The sequence below is a fragment of the Tardiphaga sp. vice154 genome, assembly GCF_007018645.1.
In the GTDB taxonomy this organism is placed as follows: domain Bacteria; phylum Pseudomonadota; class Alphaproteobacteria; order Rhizobiales; family Xanthobacteraceae; genus Tardiphaga.
Genome location: NZ_CP041399.1, coordinates 1,527,326 through 1,543,334 on the forward strand (window position 1 = coordinate 1,527,326; position 16,009 = coordinate 1,543,334).

The 16,009-nt window shown below is 61.2% G+C and carries 16 protein-coding genes and 8 pseudogenes; 13 read left to right on the forward strand and 11 right to left on the reverse strand.

Going from position 1 to position 16,009, the window contains the following annotated elements; all coding sequences use genetic code 11:
• Positions 1-4: 4 nt before the first annotated feature.
• Positions 5-493 (forward strand): NADH-quinone oxidoreductase subunit NuoI, encoded by a 489-nt coding sequence (gene nuoI / locus FIU28_RS07120; protein WP_143572286.1) that lies wholly within the window; start codon positions 5-7, stop codon positions 491-493.
• Between the two features lie 9 nt (positions 494-502).
• Positions 503-696: pseudogene (locus FIU28_RS07125) on the forward strand (NADH-quinone oxidoreductase subunit J); the annotation flags it as partial.
• A gap of 516 nt (positions 697-1,212) precedes the next feature.
• Here the strand turns inward: FIU28_RS07125 and FIU28_RS07130 are convergent.
• The gene (locus tag FIU28_RS07130; protein ID WP_143572287.1) at positions 1,213-1,479 is read right to left on the reverse strand and encodes a DUF6522 family protein; all 267 of its coding nucleotides are present in this window, start codon (positions 1,477-1,479) and stop codon (positions 1,213-1,215) included.
• Entirely contained in the window at positions 1,476-2,189 is a 714-nt protein-coding gene (locus tag FIU28_RS26865) for a hypothetical protein (RefSeq protein WP_246660898.1), read from the reverse strand. The genes FIU28_RS07130 and FIU28_RS26865 overlap by 4 nt, the downstream gene beginning before the upstream one ends.
• Before the next feature lie 451 nt (positions 2,190-2,640).
• On the opposite strand from FIU28_RS26865, the gene FIU28_RS07140 reads away from it, so the two are divergent.
• The 8 genes and pseudogenes from FIU28_RS07140 (at position 2,641) to FIU28_RS07175 (ending at position 7,665) form a co-directional block, all read left to right on the forward strand.
• Positions 2,641-3,192, forward strand: a complete 552-nt coding sequence (locus FIU28_RS07140; RefSeq protein ID WP_143572288.1) for a NifU family protein — start codon at positions 2,641-2,643, stop codon at positions 3,190-3,192.
• Between the two features lie 265 nt (positions 3,193-3,457).
• Positions 3,458-3,736 (forward strand): annotated as a pseudogene (locus FIU28_RS07145) (zinc-finger domain-containing protein).
• Between the two features lie 83 nt (positions 3,737-3,819).
• Positions 3,820-4,848: a GTP 3',8-cyclase MoaA gene (gene moaA, locus FIU28_RS07150; RefSeq protein ID WP_246660899.1), complete on the forward strand. Its 1,029-nt coding sequence runs from the start codon at positions 3,820-3,822 to the stop codon at positions 4,846-4,848.
• A gap of 97 nt (positions 4,849-4,945) precedes the next feature.
• Positions 4,946-5,169 (forward strand): annotated as a pseudogene (locus FIU28_RS07155) (BolA/IbaG family iron-sulfur metabolism protein); the annotation flags it as partial.
• 63 nt (positions 5,170-5,232) lie between these two features.
• Positions 5,233-5,619 (forward strand): Grx4 family monothiol glutaredoxin, encoded by a 387-nt coding sequence (gene grxD / locus FIU28_RS07160; RefSeq protein ID WP_143576084.1) that lies wholly within the window; start codon positions 5,233-5,235, stop codon positions 5,617-5,619.
• Positions 5,620-5,680: 61 nt separating this feature from the next.
• Positions 5,681-6,013, forward strand: coding sequence for an iron-sulfur cluster insertion protein ErpA (gene erpA, locus FIU28_RS07165; protein WP_143572289.1), 333 nt, complete (start codon positions 5,681-5,683; stop codon positions 6,011-6,013).
• 64 nt (positions 6,014-6,077) lie between these two features.
• Positions 6,078-6,344: pseudogene (locus FIU28_RS26870) on the forward strand (BolA family protein); the annotation flags it as partial.
• 304 nt (positions 6,345-6,648) lie between these two features.
• Positions 6,649-7,665: pseudogene (locus FIU28_RS07175) on the forward strand (IS630 family transposase).
• An 11-nt stretch (positions 7,666-7,676) separates the two neighbouring features.
• Here the strand turns inward: FIU28_RS07175 and FIU28_RS26345 are convergent.
• The 3 genes from FIU28_RS26345 to FIU28_RS26880 all read right to left on the reverse strand — a co-directional run bounded on the left by FIU28_RS26345 (position 7,677) and on the right by FIU28_RS26880 (position 9,731).
• A complete protein-coding gene (locus tag FIU28_RS26345) occupies positions 7,677-7,847 on the reverse strand; it encodes a hypothetical protein (protein WP_168202810.1) in 171 nt (56 codons plus the stop codon).
• A 264-nt stretch (positions 7,848-8,111) separates the two neighbouring features.
• Positions 8,112-8,807 carry a hypothetical protein gene (locus FIU28_RS26875; RefSeq protein ID WP_246660900.1) on the reverse strand — a complete coding sequence of 232 codons (696 nt, stop codon included), beginning with the start codon at positions 8,805-8,807 and terminating at the stop codon, positions 8,112-8,114.
• A 273-nt stretch (positions 8,808-9,080) separates the two neighbouring features.
• Positions 9,081-9,731 (reverse strand): flavodoxin domain-containing protein, encoded by a 651-nt coding sequence (locus FIU28_RS26880; RefSeq protein ID WP_246660901.1) that lies wholly within the window; start codon positions 9,729-9,731, stop codon positions 9,081-9,083.
• 72 nt (positions 9,732-9,803) lie between these two features.
• On the opposite strand from FIU28_RS26880, the gene FIU28_RS07185 reads away from it, so the two are divergent.
• Positions 9,804-10,040, forward strand: a complete 237-nt coding sequence (locus tag FIU28_RS07185) for a hypothetical protein (protein ID WP_168209938.1) — start codon at positions 9,804-9,806, stop codon at positions 10,038-10,040.
• Between the two features lie 22 nt (positions 10,041-10,062).
• Here FIU28_RS07185 and lipA read toward each other — a convergent pair.
• From lipA to FIU28_RS07215, 6 genes and pseudogenes are all read right to left on the reverse strand, one after another.
• Positions 10,063-11,021: pseudogene (gene lipA, locus FIU28_RS07190) on the reverse strand (lipoyl synthase).
• A gap of 83 nt (positions 11,022-11,104) precedes the next feature.
• Entirely contained in the window at positions 11,105-12,490 is a 1,386-nt protein-coding gene (locus FIU28_RS07195) for an NAD(P)/FAD-dependent oxidoreductase (protein ID WP_143572292.1), read from the reverse strand.
• Between the two features lie 6 nt (positions 12,491-12,496).
• Positions 12,497-12,919 (reverse strand): hypothetical protein, encoded by a 423-nt coding sequence (locus FIU28_RS07200; protein ID WP_210245488.1) that lies wholly within the window; start codon positions 12,917-12,919, stop codon positions 12,497-12,499.
• Positions 12,920-12,982: 63 nt separating this feature from the next.
• Positions 12,983-13,424: pseudogene (locus FIU28_RS07205) on the reverse strand (SufE family protein).
• A 68-nt stretch (positions 13,425-13,492) separates the two neighbouring features.
• A pseudogene (fdxA, locus tag FIU28_RS07210) lies at positions 13,493-13,828 on the reverse strand (ferredoxin FdxA); the annotation flags it as partial.
• 34 nt (positions 13,829-13,862) lie between these two features.
• Entirely contained in the window at positions 13,863-14,465 is a 603-nt protein-coding gene (locus FIU28_RS07215) for a MarR family winged helix-turn-helix transcriptional regulator (protein ID WP_143572294.1), read from the reverse strand.
• A gap of 111 nt (positions 14,466-14,576) precedes the next feature.
• Between FIU28_RS07215 and rpoH the strand changes: the two genes are divergently transcribed.
• Both rpoH and FIU28_RS07225 read left to right on the forward strand, forming a co-directional pair.
• Entirely contained in the window at positions 14,577-15,476 is a 900-nt protein-coding gene (gene rpoH, locus FIU28_RS07220) for an RNA polymerase sigma factor RpoH (protein WP_143572295.1), read from the forward strand.
• 277 nt (positions 15,477-15,753) lie between these two features.
• Positions 15,754-15,900, forward strand: a complete 147-nt coding sequence (locus FIU28_RS07225; RefSeq protein WP_143572296.1) for a Rieske (2Fe-2S) protein — start codon at positions 15,754-15,756, stop codon at positions 15,898-15,900.
• Positions 15,901-16,009: the final 109 nt, after the last annotated feature.

Below are 16,009 nucleotides of genomic sequence, written 5' to 3' on the forward strand. Positions count from 1 at the left end.
CATCATGAGTGTCAACGTCACAGCCCGTTCGCTTTTGCTGACCGAATTCGTGTCGGCGTTTTTTCTCGCCATGCGTTATTTCTTCAAGCCGAAGCCGACGCTGAACTATCCGTTCGAGAAGGGGCCGATCTCGCCGCGCTTCCGCGGTGAACATGCACTACGCCGTTACCCCAATGGCGAGGAGCGCTGCATCGCGTGCAAGCTTTGCGAGGCGATCTGCCCGGCGCTGGCCATCACCATCGAGGCCGGTCCGCGCCGCAATGACGGAACCCGCCGCGCCGTGCGTTACGACATCGATATGGTGAAGTGCATCTATTGCGGATTGTGCCAAGAGGCATGTCCCGTCGATGCCATTGTCGAGGGGCCAAATTTCGAATTCGCGACCGAGACGCGCGAGGAGCTGTACTATGACAAGGCGAAACTTCTCGCCAATGGCGATCGCTGGGAGCGCGAGATTGCGAAAAGCATAGAACTTGATTCGCCCTACCGGTGAGGTGAGGGCATGATCCTTCCCGCGCTGTTCTTCTATCTGTTCGCCGGCGTATGCGTTGCATCCGCCGGTGAATGGTGATTGCGTCGCGCAATCTCGTGCACTCGGTGCTCTTTCTCATTCTGGCGTTGGTCAACGCATCCGGCCTGTTCGTGCTGATGGGCGCCGAATTCCTCGCAATGATCCTCGTCGTGGTTTATGTCGGTTAAGTAGGGACAGGTGCTCGGTGTAGGCGCGCCACTCGGCGGACGCCTCTGTCTTCAGGCGCTCAAAGAAGCTCTTGGTCTCCTCCTGGACTTGCTCGATGCCTCGGATCTCGATTGCCTTCTTTACGAAGCAACGGGCACCAGATGCGGACGCGAGCTTCCATAGAATGAAAGCACACGCCGCAGCTCGATCGCGTGGAAGGCACACGCGCCTCCGGGCTCGTCGGATCGCCAGAAAAGCCCCCAGAACCTGGGCCGCCAAGAAGAACCCGCAGACGAGAATGCCGGGCCGCATCTTGCTGACGCAAAGTGCAGCCAACATCAGGCGACCGGCGGCGACGTCGTCCTCCATGAGGGTCTCAAGTGCCTCACCGATAAGATGAATTGTCTGCGACGGCTCAAGTCCGAGGCGGTCGGCGAGTTCTTTGTAAGTCGTGAGGTTCCCGGTCTGGGCCTGATCTATGAGAGCTTGGCGGAGACGTTCTTTCAACATGCAACTCCGATCAAGTTCCTCGCTCAAGAGCTGTCCTCGCTGACGACCTCGCCGGTCGTCGTGACAATAAGCCGGAATACCCGATCTCGATAACGAAAGGTCAGGCGGAAGCGGCCCTCGTCCTCACCGATACCGCGCTCGCTCGTGCTGTAGACGATGCCGCGTCGCATCTCGACCATGAGCTGCTCAACCGGCAGTTTGAGACCCCGGGCGACCGGCGTCGCATCGACCTCGACGGCGCCCTCCGGCACGCGGATGCTGGTGGCGATCTCATTCGCCGTGTCGGTCATGAGCGCGCTCGCTCCTTGGCTGAAAGTTTGACGCACGGGAGTTCCGTTTCGTCAGGCTGCATTGGAACGCCGAGCAGCAGGCATTCGAGGACCGATGAAGGCATGTTTGTTAAGCTGCAGCAGATGTCTCCGCCGATGTAGCAGCAATCCCGGCAGACGCCAAAGCGCCGATGCGACCCGCTCGCGGCTACGGCAGTCAGCACTTGTTGCAGGGCGTGAACGGCGGCGCGCTGTTTTGTATCGGGGGCCGCGACTCCCCGCATTAGAACTTCGAACGGGTCGCGGCGAGTGCATCGCGACCATTGTCGGTCAGTTGCAGACTGACGCTGCGTCCATCGATCTCCGACTTCTGCCGGTGCAGGTAGCCGCCGGCCACAAGCGCTTTGATGCCTTTGTGTCGCGGTGCCGCGTGTGATCGACTGCTCAGCGAAGGCTGAGGGAGTGCGGGAGAGCTTGGCCCCGGCGAAGAAGCGGAGCGCCATCCATTGGGCCGGGCTCACCTCGCCGTAATAGCCTTCCCCCTGCATGATCCGCGCTGCTTGCAGCAGAAGGGCCGCCGTTTCGCGTGCTGACATGTTGACCTTTCCGACAAAGTAGTAGTCGTTCGAAATCATATTGACAAGTGGTCTGGCGGTTGTTAGTTTGGTTTCGAAATGAGTTGAGGCGGGAATGAACACCAGTCCAGTTGTCGACGATGCCGTCGAGCTCATGGTTCGGCTGGCTGTCACTGATCCCCACGTAACAGCAGCCGAGCTCGCCCTAGTGGCCCGTTCGCCGTCATCCACGGAGGCGCTGTTGGCTCGATTGCGGAGCGGCAATCCACAGGCGCGGTTACCGCTTGGCGCGACCGGCTGCGTTGATCTCGGCTGCGGATATTTTCGAAGCCGTGAGCGGGGGGAAGTGCGACCCGGCCTTGCCGGCGATATCTCCGGATCTCCGACCCGGGGACGCGGTAATCGGGGTAAATCTGCTTCAAGCGGCGCTCAAGACCTATATTCTGATTTTCCTGCGCGGGGTCAGGCTCGCCGACCTGCTGCCTGACGCAGCGACCACACCTGCCGACCGCACTCATTCGCCGAGCCGTCCCATCCCTCATCGGATGAGCTCTGCACTGATCAAGCAGACAACAAAGTGCTGAAGAGCGCAGCGAAGGGATATGCGATGCTCATCGAAACCGAAGCGACACCCAACCCAGCAACCTTGAAATTCAATCCTGGTCGGATGGTCGGCGGCGACTGTACACACCAGTTTTCCGATCGCTCCGCTGCAGCCGGCTCGCCGCTTGCCCGGCGCCTGTTCGCCATCGACCAGATTACGGCAGTCTTCTTCGGACCCGATTTCATCACAGCGACCAAGACAGACGCAGTCGACTGGCCGACCGTCAAGCCCGCGGTGTTCGGTGCAATTATGGAGCACTACGTCGCAGATGATCCTCTGTTTGATGTCGAAACGGCAGAGACCGGTCACTCGGCAGCAGAGGAAGACAGCGATCTCGTCAACCAAATAAAAGAGCTTCTGGACACGCGCGTACGCCCCGCCGTCGCTCAAGACGGTGGCGACATCGTCTTCCGCAGCTTCCAAGACGGGGTTGTCTATCTGCATCTGCAAGGCAGTTGCGCCGGATGCCCGAGCTCGACCGCGACGCTCAAGACTGGCATCGAAAACATGCTGCGTCACTACTTGCCGGAGGTCACGGAGGTTCGTTCAGTTTAGCCGGCATTTCTCACGGTCACAAGGAATAGAGCCGCTCATCGGAATTTCTTACGACTGGTCAAGGAATTGAAGGCCAGGAGAAATGCAGGTTAGAGAGCCTGTCGGCGGCAGGGACTGGTTGCTAACTAAGCTGACCTGTGGGTTCTGGAACGTCGTGTAGCAGGCAACGAAACAAGACGCGTGCCATGCCACGGGCACTGGACCGCAGAGAGGGCACTCGCTCAATCACCAATATGGACTGCAACTCATGATCGAGCAGAGCGCGATGGAGACGGACAGTTATCCGAAGTTTCATAACGAGGCCGGAGCGCCAATCGTGCGCATTGGCTGACGTGAGTTCAAGTGCATTGCGACAATGCCGCCACAAGATCATCCGCACGTCTATCTTAACATGGGTAATGCCAATGAGATCGTTTGCCCCTATTGCGCGTCGCTATTCCGCTTCGATCCTAGTTTGGGCTTACGCGAAGCAGAGCCAGCGTCTTGCGGCTACAGTGATGCCGATTTCGAGGCTTGGGCGCGACAAGTACAAACCACAGCGTAACCCGCTGCCAAGCCGAGCCATTGCGCGTCAGCGTGCGGCCTCTGGCTGCACGCTGACGCGTGAGCGTAGGAGCCACTAGATCCATGAACGCCCAGCTGTCACCAGGCCTAACCAACACATCAATGGTCGACCCTTTCGGGCGCACCGTCAGCTATCTGCGCGTGTCGGTGACCGATCGCTGCGACTTTCGCTGCGTCTACTGCATGTCGGAACACATGACCTTTCTGCCAAAGAAGGAGCTCCTGACGCTCGAGGAACTCGATCGGCTGTGCAGTGCATTCGTGGCGAAAGGCGTGAAGAAGCTTCGGATCACTGGCGGCGAGCCGCTTGCGCGCAAGAATATCCTTTGGCTGTTTGAGGCCCTTTCCCGGCACCTGAAAACCGGCGCGCTTGAAGAGTTGACGCTGACCACGAATGGTAGCCAGCTCCCGACGTATGCGCAGGCCCTCAAGGATTGCGGCGTTCGGCGCATCAATATCTCGCTTGACACGCTGCAGCCCGACCGTTTCCGCGCCATCACGCGGTGGGGAGATTTCTCGCAGGTAATGGCGGGCATCGAAGCCGCGGAGAAGGCGGGGCTCAAGATCAAGCTCAATGTTGTCGCCCTCAAGGGCGTCAACGAGGACGAGATCGAGGACCTGATCCAATTCGCGCACGGCCGCGGCATGGACCTGACGCTGATCGAAACGATGCCGCTCGGCGACATCGACGGCGACCGCACCGACCAGTACCTGCCGCTCTCCATCATCCGGGCGCGGCTGATGGACCGATGGACGCTGACCGACATCCCTTACAAGACCGGCGGCCCGGCGCGCTACGTCGAGATTAAGGAGACCGGCGGTTGCGTCGGCTTCATCACGCCAATGACGCACAACTTCTGCGAAAGCTGTAATCGCGTGCGCCTCACCTGCACGGGCATCCTCTACATGTGCCTCGGTCAGGATGACGCGGCAGATCTGAGAAAATCGCTTCGCGCGAACGGTGACGATGTGGCACTGTTCGATGCCATCGACGAGGCGATCTCGCGCAAGCCCAAGGGCCATGACTTCGTCATCGACCGGCGCACGAAGAAGCCAGCCGTTGCGCGGCATATGTCCGTGACCGGGGGGTGATTGTGGGCGCAGCCATGTCAGGTCGAAAACGACTGTGGGCTGGCCGAACGGCGATGTCGCGCGTGACAGTTTGACGGAGCAAAGGAGACGAGTTCGCATGGCCATGGATGCACTGGAGATCGAGCGCCTCATCAAGGCCGGACTGCCGGATGCCCAGGTGATAATCCGGAATCTGGCTTGTGACGGCGACCATTACGAGGCGCATGTCGGCTCGAAGCTCTTAAAGACAAGACGCGCGAGCAACAGCACAAGACAGTCTACGACGCGCTTGAGGGCCGCATGGGCAGTGCGCTGCATGCGCTCGCACTGCAGACCTCTATATATACCCAAAGACGCTTAAACGCCGATCAGGCCGTAGCACCGAGTCACGGAGAAAGGAACGCCATGAGCGAGCAGGAAGCCCACGATTTGATCCGCAAGCAGGTCACCAGTAATGACATCGTGCTGTTCATGAAGGGCACCAAGCAATTCCCGCAGTGCGGGTTCTCGGGCCAGGTCGCACAGATCCTTGGCCATCTGGGCGTCGACTACAAAGACATCAACGTGCTCGACGATCCAAGAGTCCGCGAGGGTACCAAGTCCTACACGAACTGGCCCACAATCCCGCGGCTCTACGTCAAAGGCGAGTTCGTCGGCGGCTGCGATATCGTCCGCGAAATGTTTCAATCGGGCGAGCTGCAGGAGCTGTTAAACCAAAAGGGAGTGCCGACGGCACGGCGCGTGGCCGGGGCCGAAATCCTATCCATGGGCGGAGTCCTGCCGCCTGATTGACGGCCAGCCGCAAGGCCACCGTCCCTCGCAACCCGTATCGCAAAAAAGGGAATCACGAGCCATGACGACCACATCCATCACCGTCACCGAGCGCGCGGTCGAGCGCATCGCGCAGATCGTCTGCAACGAACCTGACAAAAAGATGTTTCGGATCAGCGTCGAGGGCGGCGGCTGTTCGGGCTTCGAGTACCGCTTCGATCTCGTGCCCAAGGCGGAGCCCGAAGACGCCGTGATCGAGCACGCTGATGCGAAGGTCCTGGTCGATTCGCTCTCGCTCGTCTATCTGGCGGGCTCGGAGATCGACTACGTCGACGACCTGATAAGCGCGTCGTTCAAGATCAAGAATCCGAACGCGACCGCCGCCTGCGGCTGCGGCACGAGCTTCTCGGTCTGAAGCCGATCCGTCACGGGCACACTCGCGTGCTCGACACTCGCGCCAATGCTTGAGAGCTTCCTGAATGTCTATCGCGGCGACCATCCGAGAGAAACTGATGATCGCGCTCCGGCCGACCCGGCTCGACGTGATCAACGAGTCGCATGTGCATGCGGGCCACCGGAGCTCGCCCGGCACGGGCGAAAGCCATTTCCGCGTGCTCGTGATGTCGCCCGAGTTCGCCGGCAAATCGCGGGTCGACCGCCACCGGCTGGTCAACGACACGCTCGCCGCCGAGTTGAAAGGCCGGGTCCACGCCCTCACCATCCAAGCTTACGCGCCGGCGGAAAAGATGCCGGAGGGTCAAAAAATTGAAACTGCCGTAAAGGCGGCAGTTGTCCGAGCTTCTTTGTTCGTACGGAGGTGCCGGAAGATCGTAGCAGCCGTGAAGAAGTTCGTCGACCTGCACAACAAGCTTGCCGCGGGCGCCGGTGCAGGGACAACAGGTCGCAAGCGACATCGGACACTCAAGCCCTTTTTTGCCGAACCAGATTTATCAGGCTGCCCGCCAGCACCATTTCCACCTCGCGCGGCGTCATCGGGCGCTCGGTCTTCTACCAACGGCCGCGGGTTTTGACTCATTTTGGGATTCCCAAATCGGGGAAACTCTGACTCGATTTGATTTGACGGCAAAGGAGCTCCGTGCGGCGGCGAGCCGAGAGAAGAATGGTTCCGCGGCGCGGCGGATGCTGGCTCTTGCCATGGTGCTCGATGGGGCGGATCGGAAGTCGGCGGCGGAGAGCTGCGGCATGGATCGCCAGACCCTGCGGGATTGGGTGCATCGCTACAACGCCGAGGGCTTGCGCGGCCTGCACGATTTGACGACGCCAGAGGTCCCAAGTCCCGATCCGGCCCGTCATGGGGTGGTGCGCTGGCGGCGTGTGGATTTGCGTGACGAGTTGGAACGACGGTTCGGCTTCGTGCTGCACGAACGCTCGGTCGGTAAGCTGCTGGCCAAGCTCGGCCACCGTCGGTTGTCGGTGCGTCCGCGCCATCTCCAAGCCGACGAAGAAGCCCCGGGAGGCGTTTAAAAAAACTCTGCCGCAAAGATCGCGATTGCGGCGCGGCTCCCCGACGACGCCAAAGACAAACCCCATCGAAATCTGGTTCCAGGACGAGGCTCGAATCGGCCAGCAGGGGACGCTAACCCGGGTTTGGGCCAGACGGAGAACCCGACCGCGTGCGCCGCGTGACCAACGCTACCAGTGGGCCTACATCTTCGGCGCCGTTTGTCCGCAGCGCCGCGCAACGGCGGCGCTCGTCCTGCCCGTCGCCGATACCGATGCAATGTCCATGCATCTCGCCGAAATCGGCCGCCGTGTCGCACCGGGAGCGCATGCTGCGCTCGTCATCGATGGCGCAAACTATCACGTCGCGGCGCGCCTCGCCGTTCCAGACAACATCACGCTCGTCCGCCTGCCGCCCTACGCTCCTTAGCTAAACCCAGTCGAGAATGTCTGGGAATATCTCCGCCGCAACAAGCTCCCATCACCGTATTCGAAAGCTACGACGACATCGTCGACAAGTCCTGCGCCGCCTGGCGCTTCTTCGCCGATGACCCCGAACGCGTGGCCTCAATCACATCCAGAACTTGGGCGACGGTCAATCCCTGAGGCCTTTGGTATTACTTATCGGCCTTTTTGTCCTCGACATTCCGAAACGGTGCCATTTGACTGTCAGGAAAGCTGCGCGTGATCGTTAAGGGATCGCTCGCAGGAAAGGTTTGTTCAAGTTCTCGATTAAGCTGTTCGTGGAGGTCCTGGTGCTGCTCGCGCGTCTCCTTTTTCTTCGGCATAGCGGTAACCTCGGTTTCAGAACTCAAACGATAAAGCAATAATAAGCGCTTGGTACTATAGACGCAAACGTAGATCATGCTTCCAGCGCGATTTCAAATTAGCGCTGACGCCAAGTCGCCGGCAAAATGACGTTCCCTCGTTTCACTATTTGACGTAAAAGGGCTCTCCCGCCATCGCCACCTCCAGGCCGCTCCGCCCGATGGCCAGCAATGGTTTTCCCCGGCACAACGAAGCGCTCCATATGCAGGGGATTGCTCACGCCGCTACCGGACCGGCTCTACCAAAGACCGAACCTCTTGCAGGCGCTGCTGGACGTAAATCTTCTCCGGCTGATTGCGTGAGAAGGCGACGTCGATGCGAGTGAGCGCGCCGATCGACAAGTAATCCTGCCATTCGAGCTGGTATAGGAAGTCAAACGTGTAGTTGCGCTCACCGAAGAACAGCCAGCTCGGACCCTTGGCTCCGGTCTCGAACCGCTCCTCGACAAAAGCGCGATAGGGGGCAACGCCCATGCCAGCACCGATCATGATGATCGGACGTGCACCGTCTAACGGCAGGCGGAAATGGCGGTTCGGATTCACGTAGATCTTGGCGGTATCACCAATGCGGCGCCGGTCTCCGAGATGGGTCGAAGCGACGCCCTTGCGCGCCTTGCCGTACGAGTCCCACCGCACCGCGCCGACGAGAAGATGCGTCTCGCCAGGGTGCGCCTTCTGGCTCGATGCGACCGAGTAGAGCCGGCCCGGCAGCGGCCTCAGGAGGCCGAAGAGCTGGTCCGCTGACAGCTTCTCGGGAAATGCTTGGAGGAGATCTATCAGCTGGCGACCGGCCGCGAACTTGGCGAACGCCTCCTGCTCCTTGAGCTTGGCCACATCGGCGCGGCCGGTCAGCTTTGCATACGCCTCGACCAGCGGCCGCGACAGCGTCGTAACGTCGTACCTCTGGCGCAACTTCTGCAAAACCACGGCCTGCGAACCGAGCCCTGCCGCCGCGGCGACCTCGGCGACGAGGTCGGGATCGTTCTCAAGACTATGCCGATAGCGTCACCCGGCACATAGGTGAAGCCAGGAGCATCGGAGGCGAGTTCGACGTGCCAAGTCTCGCGCGTCGAGCTGGTGCCATTGAGGTTAATCAACGCCGTGATCTCGGCTTCGAGCGGGGTCGTCGCGTGTAGAGCGGCTCGTCCTCGTCCGCCGGTTGCGCAGAGCTATTGAAGTCAACGTGCACGACCGTCAACGACGGCGCATCGGCCGGCGCAAGCTTGGTGGCGCGCCCTGCGTCCACTCGACTGCCTGCTTCGCGAAGTCGAGATCGAGATCGATGCGGTCGGCCGCACGAGAGGCGCCCAGCGCCTCGAGGCGCGCATCGATCGCGTTGCCGGTCGCGCAGAATTGCGTATAAGCCGTGTCGCCCAGCGCGAGCACCGCGAACCGGACGTCATCGAGCCGCGGCGCACCGTCGCTCATCAGAGCATGATAGAAGTCGGCCGCGCGGCCCGGCGGTTCGCCCTCGCCCCACGTCGCCACATAGACGATGAGGTTCTTCGCATTGGCGAGGATGCCCATGTCGGCGTCCGCCATGTCGATGACGCGTGCATCGAGGCCGTGCTTCTGTGCGGCCTTCTTCGCCTTTATGGCGAGGCCTTCGGCATTGCCACTCTCGGAGGCGTAGAGGACCGTGAGAGACGCCCGCGGCTTAGCGCAGCCGCCGGTGCCGCCAGAGCGCCCTGCACCGCCTCGAAGCCCGCGAAAAAGCCAGCGAGCCAGCTTCGCTGCAGCGGCGTCGTTCGCGCCACGACCTTGTTCAAAACGCCAATCTCCTCCCGAGAAAACGGAGCGTTCTTGGGGAGTAGCGGTACGGCATAAATGCTTCCTCAAATTCATTATCTATTGGTCCGGCAGGGCGCCCGCGTATGGGCGTTGATGCATGGATCCCCGGTGGACGGAATGGGCTTAGTGCTGACGAAGGCCAAGCAGCTCACCGCCATCGAAGCCAGGATTCGCGCCGACCTCGTCGGCAGCGCGACCTTGGAAGACGTGCTAAAGAAATGCTCACGTTTCTTGCCCGGGAACGACTGCTCGGTGTTTCATCTCGAACGCCGATTGGCCGTTCTCCTCGTGTTCGTTGAAGCCTGCTTCACGCCGGCCACGCTGAATGCTTCGATTTTGTCGCCTCCGGTTTTCATGCTGTAAATCCTTTGAGTGATATGGATAGTTAAGGGTCACCTTGGGCCGGAAGAAGTAGCGCCTCGCGCGCGGCCCGTAGACGCGCGAAATCTTCGGCAGCGTGATAAGAGGAACGCGTCAGAGGCGAGGCCGAGACCATGAAGAAGCCCATGACATAGGCCATGGACTCAAAGCGCTTGAACTCCTCCGGCGTGACGAAACGATCGACGACATGATGCTTGGGTTCGGCTGTAGATACTGGCCGATGGTCAGGAAATCGACATCGGCCGCGCGCAGGTCGTCCATGACCTGGCGGACCTCGACCTCGCTCTCTCCCAGGCCGACCATGATGCCGGACTTGGTGAACATCGCGGGATCCAATTGCTTGACCCGATCGAGCAGGCGCAACGAATTGAAATAGCGCGCGCCCGGCCGCACCGAGGCATAGAGCCGCGGCACGGTCTCCAGGTTGTGATTGAAGATATCCGGCTTGGCCGCAACGACGGTCTCTTCCGCACCGTGCTTGCGCAGGAAGTCCGGGGTCAGCACCTCGATGGTCGTGTTCGGGGTCGCTACGCGGATGGCTTGAATCACTGCCGCGAAATGTCCCGCCCCACCATCGGCCAGATCGTCACGATCGACCGACGTAATCACGACATGCGCAAGCCCGAGGCGGGCCACGGCGGAGCCGACATTGGTCGGCTCGAAGGGGTCGAGCGCGCCCGGCTTCCCGGTCGCAACATTGCAAAAGGTGCAGGCCCGCGTGCAGAGCGCGCCCATGATCATCATGGTGGCGTGTTTCTTGGACCAGCATTCCCCGATATTGGGACAGGCCGCTTCCTCGCACACCGTGCGGAGATTGTTTTCGCGGATAATCCTGCGCGTCTCGTGGTAGGTGGACGAGGTCGGCGCCTTGACCCGGATCCAGGCAGGCGTGCGCTGAATCGGATTGTCCGGCTTGTGCGCCTTTTCCGGGTGACGGGGCCGGCTATCAGTCGTTAATGTCATTGAAAAACCCGATCACTTCTGTTGCCCATGTTGAGATGGATATGTGGGTGGTCATCGGCGACTCCCAGTACGTCGCAGGTTGTTCAAGCTGCTCTTTGTCCGTCCGGCGGGCGAGCATCGTCGTCGTCTCGACTGCCTATCCCGTCGGGTTCGAGGGTGGTGCGCATGCCGGTGATGAGTCGCGCGCCGCGCTCGAAGCTGACATAGGACCAGAGCCACTGCGTCATGACGATCAGCCGATTGCGCAGACTCATCAGGAAGTAGATGTGGGCGATGCCCCAGATCCACCACGCAAGCCGTCCCTTGAGCCGCAAGCGCCCGAACGCGATGACGGCTGCCTTGCGGCCGACCGTCGCGAGCTGGCCTCGGTCCCGATAGCGGAAGGGGGGTGGCTCGGCCTTGCCGATCAGGCGCGCCTTGATAGCTTCGGCTACATAAGCGCCCTGCTGCTTGGCGACCGGGGCGATGCCAGGGAATGGCTCGCCCGCATTGTCATGAGCGAGCGCCGTGTCGCCGATGACGAAAACGTCGTCCATGCCGGGCGGCCGCAAATCGGTTCCGACCAACACACGGCCAACGCGATCACCCTCCACGGCGAGCCAGGCGGCAACCGGCGAGGCGGCGATCCCCGCCGCCCAGATCACCGTGCCCGCGGACACGTTCTGGTCGCCCAGCGTGACCCCGGTCGCACTGCAACGCGTGACCGCCTGTTTCAGGCGGACATCCACGCCGAGGCGCCGAAGCACCTGCTCAGCATAGCGCGACAGCGGTTCCGGAAAGCTTGGCAGTAACCGTGGTCCGGCCTCAACCAGCAGCACGCGCGTCTGCCGTGGATCGATGGCGCGGAAGTCGGCCGCGAGCGCCTTGCGCGCCAGCTCGACGACGGCGCCGGCCATCTCGACTCCGGTCGGCCCGCCGCCGACGATGACGATCGTCAGGAACCGTTCGCGCTCGCGCGCATCGGCTTCCATCTCCGCACGCTCGAAGGCGAGCAGCAGACGGCGGCGGATCTCCGTGGCGTCGTCGATCGCCTTCAGGCCGGGCGCGTGGGCGGCCCAGCTATCATTGCCGAAATAGCCATGCGTCGCCCCGGTCGCGAGCACCAGAACGTCATAGCTAATGTTGCGATCTGCCATGATTACGCGTTTGCGCACACGATCGACCCCGGTGACCGCGCCCAGCAGCACGCTTGTGTTGCGCTGGTCTCGGACCAGACCTCGAATAGGCCAGGCGATGTCGGCCGGCGACAGTCCGGCCGTCGCCACCTGGTATAGCAGCGGCTGAAAGAGGTGGTGGTTCTCGCGGTCGATCAGAGTGACCTCGACGGCTGCCTTGGCGAGCCGTTTCGCGGCGGTCAGGCCGCCGAACCCGGCGCCAACAATGACCACGTGCGGCCGGCCGCCCGCGCTGCCGCGCGACACGAGCCTCAACCGGGTCGAATCCGATGCCTGATCCGAGTGAAGGCCCATGCCTCTTTACCCGCTCTTGCCAGTGGTTGCCGTTGCCGCCCAGAACGCGACCGCGGCGGCGAACTCCCGCGCATGGAAGGCCCACGCCTCGAGTCCTGCTTCATCGCCGTCGAAGCGTCCGAGCCGCGCCGCGCAGTCGAAGAACCCTGGGGCCGGCAGGCCGCCCCGCGCCTTGCTGATGGCGATGGCCGCGATGAAGGGGCGGGCGGTCGCCGCATCCTCTGCCATGAGATGCTCCAACGCCTCCGCCACCTGATGAATGGTGTTCGGGGGCGTCAGCCCCAGTGCCTTGGCAAGCTCCTGATAGGTGATCGGAACCCGCCGCTCGGCAATCTTTTGAAGGTGCTTCCGAAGCCGTGAAGCGATCGTCTGAAGGCGGTTCCCATCGGTGTTCGTCGTTACAGCGAGGTCTTCTGGTATAAATGTCATGACGCCTTCCTCACAAGATTGAACAGACTCACTTGATCGTTATTTGTTGGTGCGGTGCGCGGCTCAAGCCGTCCTCGCCTCTCCGCTCATGGCGCGGCGGGCGTCGGTGCAGATGCGCTCGACCATCGAGGCGAATCCATTCGAGCGCTGCGGCGTCAAGTGCTCGGCCAACCCGAGACGCCGGAACACGCCCTGCACATCGACCCGAACAATTTCATCCGCGCAACGGCCCGAGTAGATCGCAAAGAGCATGGCAATGAGGCCCCGCACGATATGGGCGTCACTGTCGCCCCTGAGGATGAGGCACGACGCGGCCGCGGCGGGGGCGCCATTGACCTCGGTCGCGAGCCAGACCTGACTGGCGCAGCCGCGAACTTTGTTTGCCACCGTTCGCGCCGATTCCGGCAGCGGGGACAGGGTTGCGGCCGAGCTCAATAACGTAGCGATAGCGGTCCTCCCAGTCATCCAGCAGCTGGAAGTCCGCGAGGATGTTCTCGAGCGTCATGGGTTTTCCATCTCATCTGCGACAGGGGATATCACGTCGGCAGCCCCGGCCTCTGCGCCAGTCCCGATGTCGCTGTCGCCGGGCTTGGGCGAAAAGTATTTTTCATACTTGCCCGGCACGCTTTCCCACTCCTTTGCATCTGGCGGCGGCTCCCGCTTTGCGATGATGTTCGGCCAAACCCGAGCAAATTCGGCATTGATGACGAGCCATTTTTCGAGTCCGGGCGCGGTGTCGGGTTTGATCGCCTCAACTGGGCATTCCGGCTCGCAAACACCGCAATCGATGCATTCGTCCGGGTGGATGACGAGCATGTTCTCGCCCTCGTAGAAGCAGTCCACAGGACACACCTCGACGCAGTCCATGTACTTGCACTTGATGCATTCTTCGTTGACGATGTAGGTCAATCAGGCCTCCTTCCAGCAGATTGCAGAGGTCAACTCATTCACCATATGCGCCATCGTGGTGCTCGCTCGTTGGCTGAAAATGGACGCATAGAAGACCGGCGTCCTCGGGCTCGATCGGAACGCCGAACAGTAGACATTTGAGGGACGAGAGGGTCGCGTTCGTTGAGTCGCAGCAGGTTTCTCCACCGAGGCACGCGCAGTCCTGGCAAACACCGAAGCGCCGATGCGCCCCACTCGCAGCTACAGTGGTCAGCACTTGGTGCAGGGGGTGGTGCATCGCAGTTTGCTCTTCCGCGTCGAGCGAATTCACGGCGCGCACCAGAACTTCGAACGGATCGCGCGCAACCGCTTTATTACCTTTGCCCGTCAATCGGAGATTGACGCTTCGCCCATCCGCCGCGGATCGGCGTCGGACCAAGTACCCACCTGCCTCAAGTGCCTTGATGGTTTGCGATGCGGTGCCACGGGTGGTCGCTTGAAACTCCGCGAGTGCCGATGGGTTCCGGGAGAACTTGTTCGCGCGGGCGAAGTAGCGGAGCGTCATCCATTGGGCGGGACTGAGTTCGCCGTCATAACCCTCGGCTTGCACGCGCCGTCCCATCAGCAGCAGGAGTTCCGCCGTTTCGCGCACTGACATGATTGCCTCTTCGAAGAATTGCCTATTCGAACATAGTAGTGTTTCGAAATCAACTTGACAACCGATTAGATATTGATAGTTTTGTTTCGAACCTATCGGAGGGTGCTAATTATGGTCCACACCGCGGCCGTGCCGATCCTTACGACTGAACGCGGCCTCACCCATTATCTTGAGGAAATCCGGCGGTTCCCGATGTTGGGGCGCCAGGAAGAATATACGCACGCCAAGCGTTGGCGCGAGCATGACGATCGCGACGGGGCGCACCACCTTGTCACCAGCCATCTGCGACTCGTGGCCAAGATCGCCATGGGCTATCGCGGCTATGGTCTGCCGATTTCCGAAGTTGTCTCCGAGGGCAATGTCGGCCTGATGCAGGCGGTGAAGCGGTTCGAGCCCGAGAAGTGCTTCCGTCTCACCACCTACGCGATGTGGTGGATCAAGGCGTCGATCCAGGAATACATCCTGCGTTCGTGGTCGCTCGTGAAAATGGGCACTACCGCGAACCAGAAGAAGCTATTCTTCAACCTGCGCAAGGCCAAGAGCAAGATCTCCGCGCTTGAAGAGGGTGATATGCACCCCGATCATGTGAAGGCCATTGCGACCCGGCTCGGCGTCACCGAGCAGGACGTTGTTGATATGAACCGGCGTCTCGGCGGCGACGCATCGCTCAACGCGCCGATCCGCGACGACGGCGAACCCGGCGAATGGCAGGACTGGCTGGTCGATCATTCGCCCAACCAGGAAGCCATCCTCGCCGAGCACGAGGAGTTCGATCACCGCCGCAACGCGCTCAACGGCGCAATGGGCGTGCTCAACGACCGCGAGCGCCGCATCTTCGAGGCGCGACGTCTCTCCGACGAGCCGATGACGCTGGCAGATCTCGCCCCCGAATTCGGCGTGTCGCGCGAACGCGTGCGGCAGATCGAGATTCGCGCGTTTGAGAAAGTGCAGAAGGCGGTCAAGAACCGCATCGCGGCGATGGAAAGCCTAGCGGCGCTGCCGGTGCATTAGCTTCCGACCTCTCCCGTGATGGGAGAAACTGCCGATGGACATGTCGCTTTGGGTGCGTTTTACGGACATTGTCACGTTAACGGGATTTGCTTCCAAGCTCCACCAGTTTCGTTCCATGGCGCAATAGCACTTTCAATCACTTAGCAGGCTCCGTCAAAACCCGAAAACGCCTTTACCGGGGGAATACATAGATAGGAGGAAAAGATCGATGGCTGACTTTGTGAAGGCAGCGAGGACAACTGAGATCTAGCCGGGTCAGGCGCCTCTGGTCGAGGTAATGGGCAAGCAGATTGCCCTGTTCAACGACAGCCAGTTCTTCGCGCTCGACAACACCTACACTCACCGCGGCGAGCCTCGCGCTGATGGAGAAGTGACCTGTCCTGGCACGGCGCCACATTCGACGTTCAGACCGGCGAAGTCGTAGGTCCGCCGGCCCAGCGAGCCGTTGTGCGATACGGCGTTCGCGTGACGAGAACCGACATCGAGGTCGAGGCGTAGGAGCAGCCACCGAGCACGGTGAGAAAAGAAAGGAA

Excerpts from the sequence above, each read along its gene's own strand:
- rpoH (WP_143572295.1), top strand. The coding sequence starts at position 14,577 with ATGGTCCACACCGCGGCCGTGCCGATCCTTACGACTGAACGCGGCCTC.
- erpA (WP_143572289.1), top strand. The coding sequence starts at position 5,681 with ATGACGACCACATCCATCACCGTCACCGAGCGCGCGGTCGAGCGCATC.
- FIU28_RS26880 (WP_246660901.1), bottom strand. The coding sequence starts at position 9,731 with ATGAATTTGAGGAAGCATTTATGCCGTACCGCTACTCCCCAAGAACGC.
- FIU28_RS07215 (WP_143572294.1), bottom strand. The coding sequence starts at position 14,465 with ATGTCAGTGCGCGAAACGGCGGAACTCCTGCTGCTGATGGGACGGCGC.
- FIU28_RS07130 (WP_143572287.1), bottom strand. The coding sequence starts at position 1,479 with ATGACCGACACGGCGAATGAGATCGCCACCAGCATCCGCGTGCCGGAG.
- FIU28_RS26865 (WP_246660898.1), bottom strand. The coding sequence starts at position 2,189 with ATGAGCTCGACGGCATCGTCGACAACTGGACTGGTGTTCATTCCCGCC.
- FIU28_RS07200 (WP_210245488.1), bottom strand. The coding sequence starts at position 12,919 with ATGACATTTATACCAGAAGACCTCGCTGTAACGACGAACACCGATGGG.
- FIU28_RS07195 (WP_143572292.1), bottom strand. The coding sequence starts at position 12,490 with ATGGGCCTTCACTCGGATCAGGCATCGGATTCGACCCGGTTGAGGCTC.
- FIU28_RS07225 (WP_143572296.1), top strand. The coding sequence starts at position 15,754 with ATGGGCAAGCAGATTGCCCTGTTCAACGACAGCCAGTTCTTCGCGCTC.
- FIU28_RS07140 (WP_143572288.1), top strand. The coding sequence starts at position 2,641 with ATGCTCATCGAAACCGAAGCGACACCCAACCCAGCAACCTTGAAATTC.
- grxD (WP_143576084.1), top strand. The coding sequence starts at position 5,233 with ATGAGCGAGCAGGAAGCCCACGATTTGATCCGCAAGCAGGTCACCAGT.
- moaA (WP_246660899.1), top strand. The coding sequence starts at position 3,820 with ATGAACGCCCAGCTGTCACCAGGCCTAACCAACACATCAATGGTCGAC.
- FIU28_RS26345 (WP_168202810.1), bottom strand. The coding sequence starts at position 7,847 with ATGCCGAAGAAAAAGGAGACGCGCGAGCAGCACCAGGACCTCCACGAA.
- nuoI (WP_143572286.1), top strand. The coding sequence starts at position 5 with ATGAGTGTCAACGTCACAGCCCGTTCGCTTTTGCTGACCGAATTCGTG.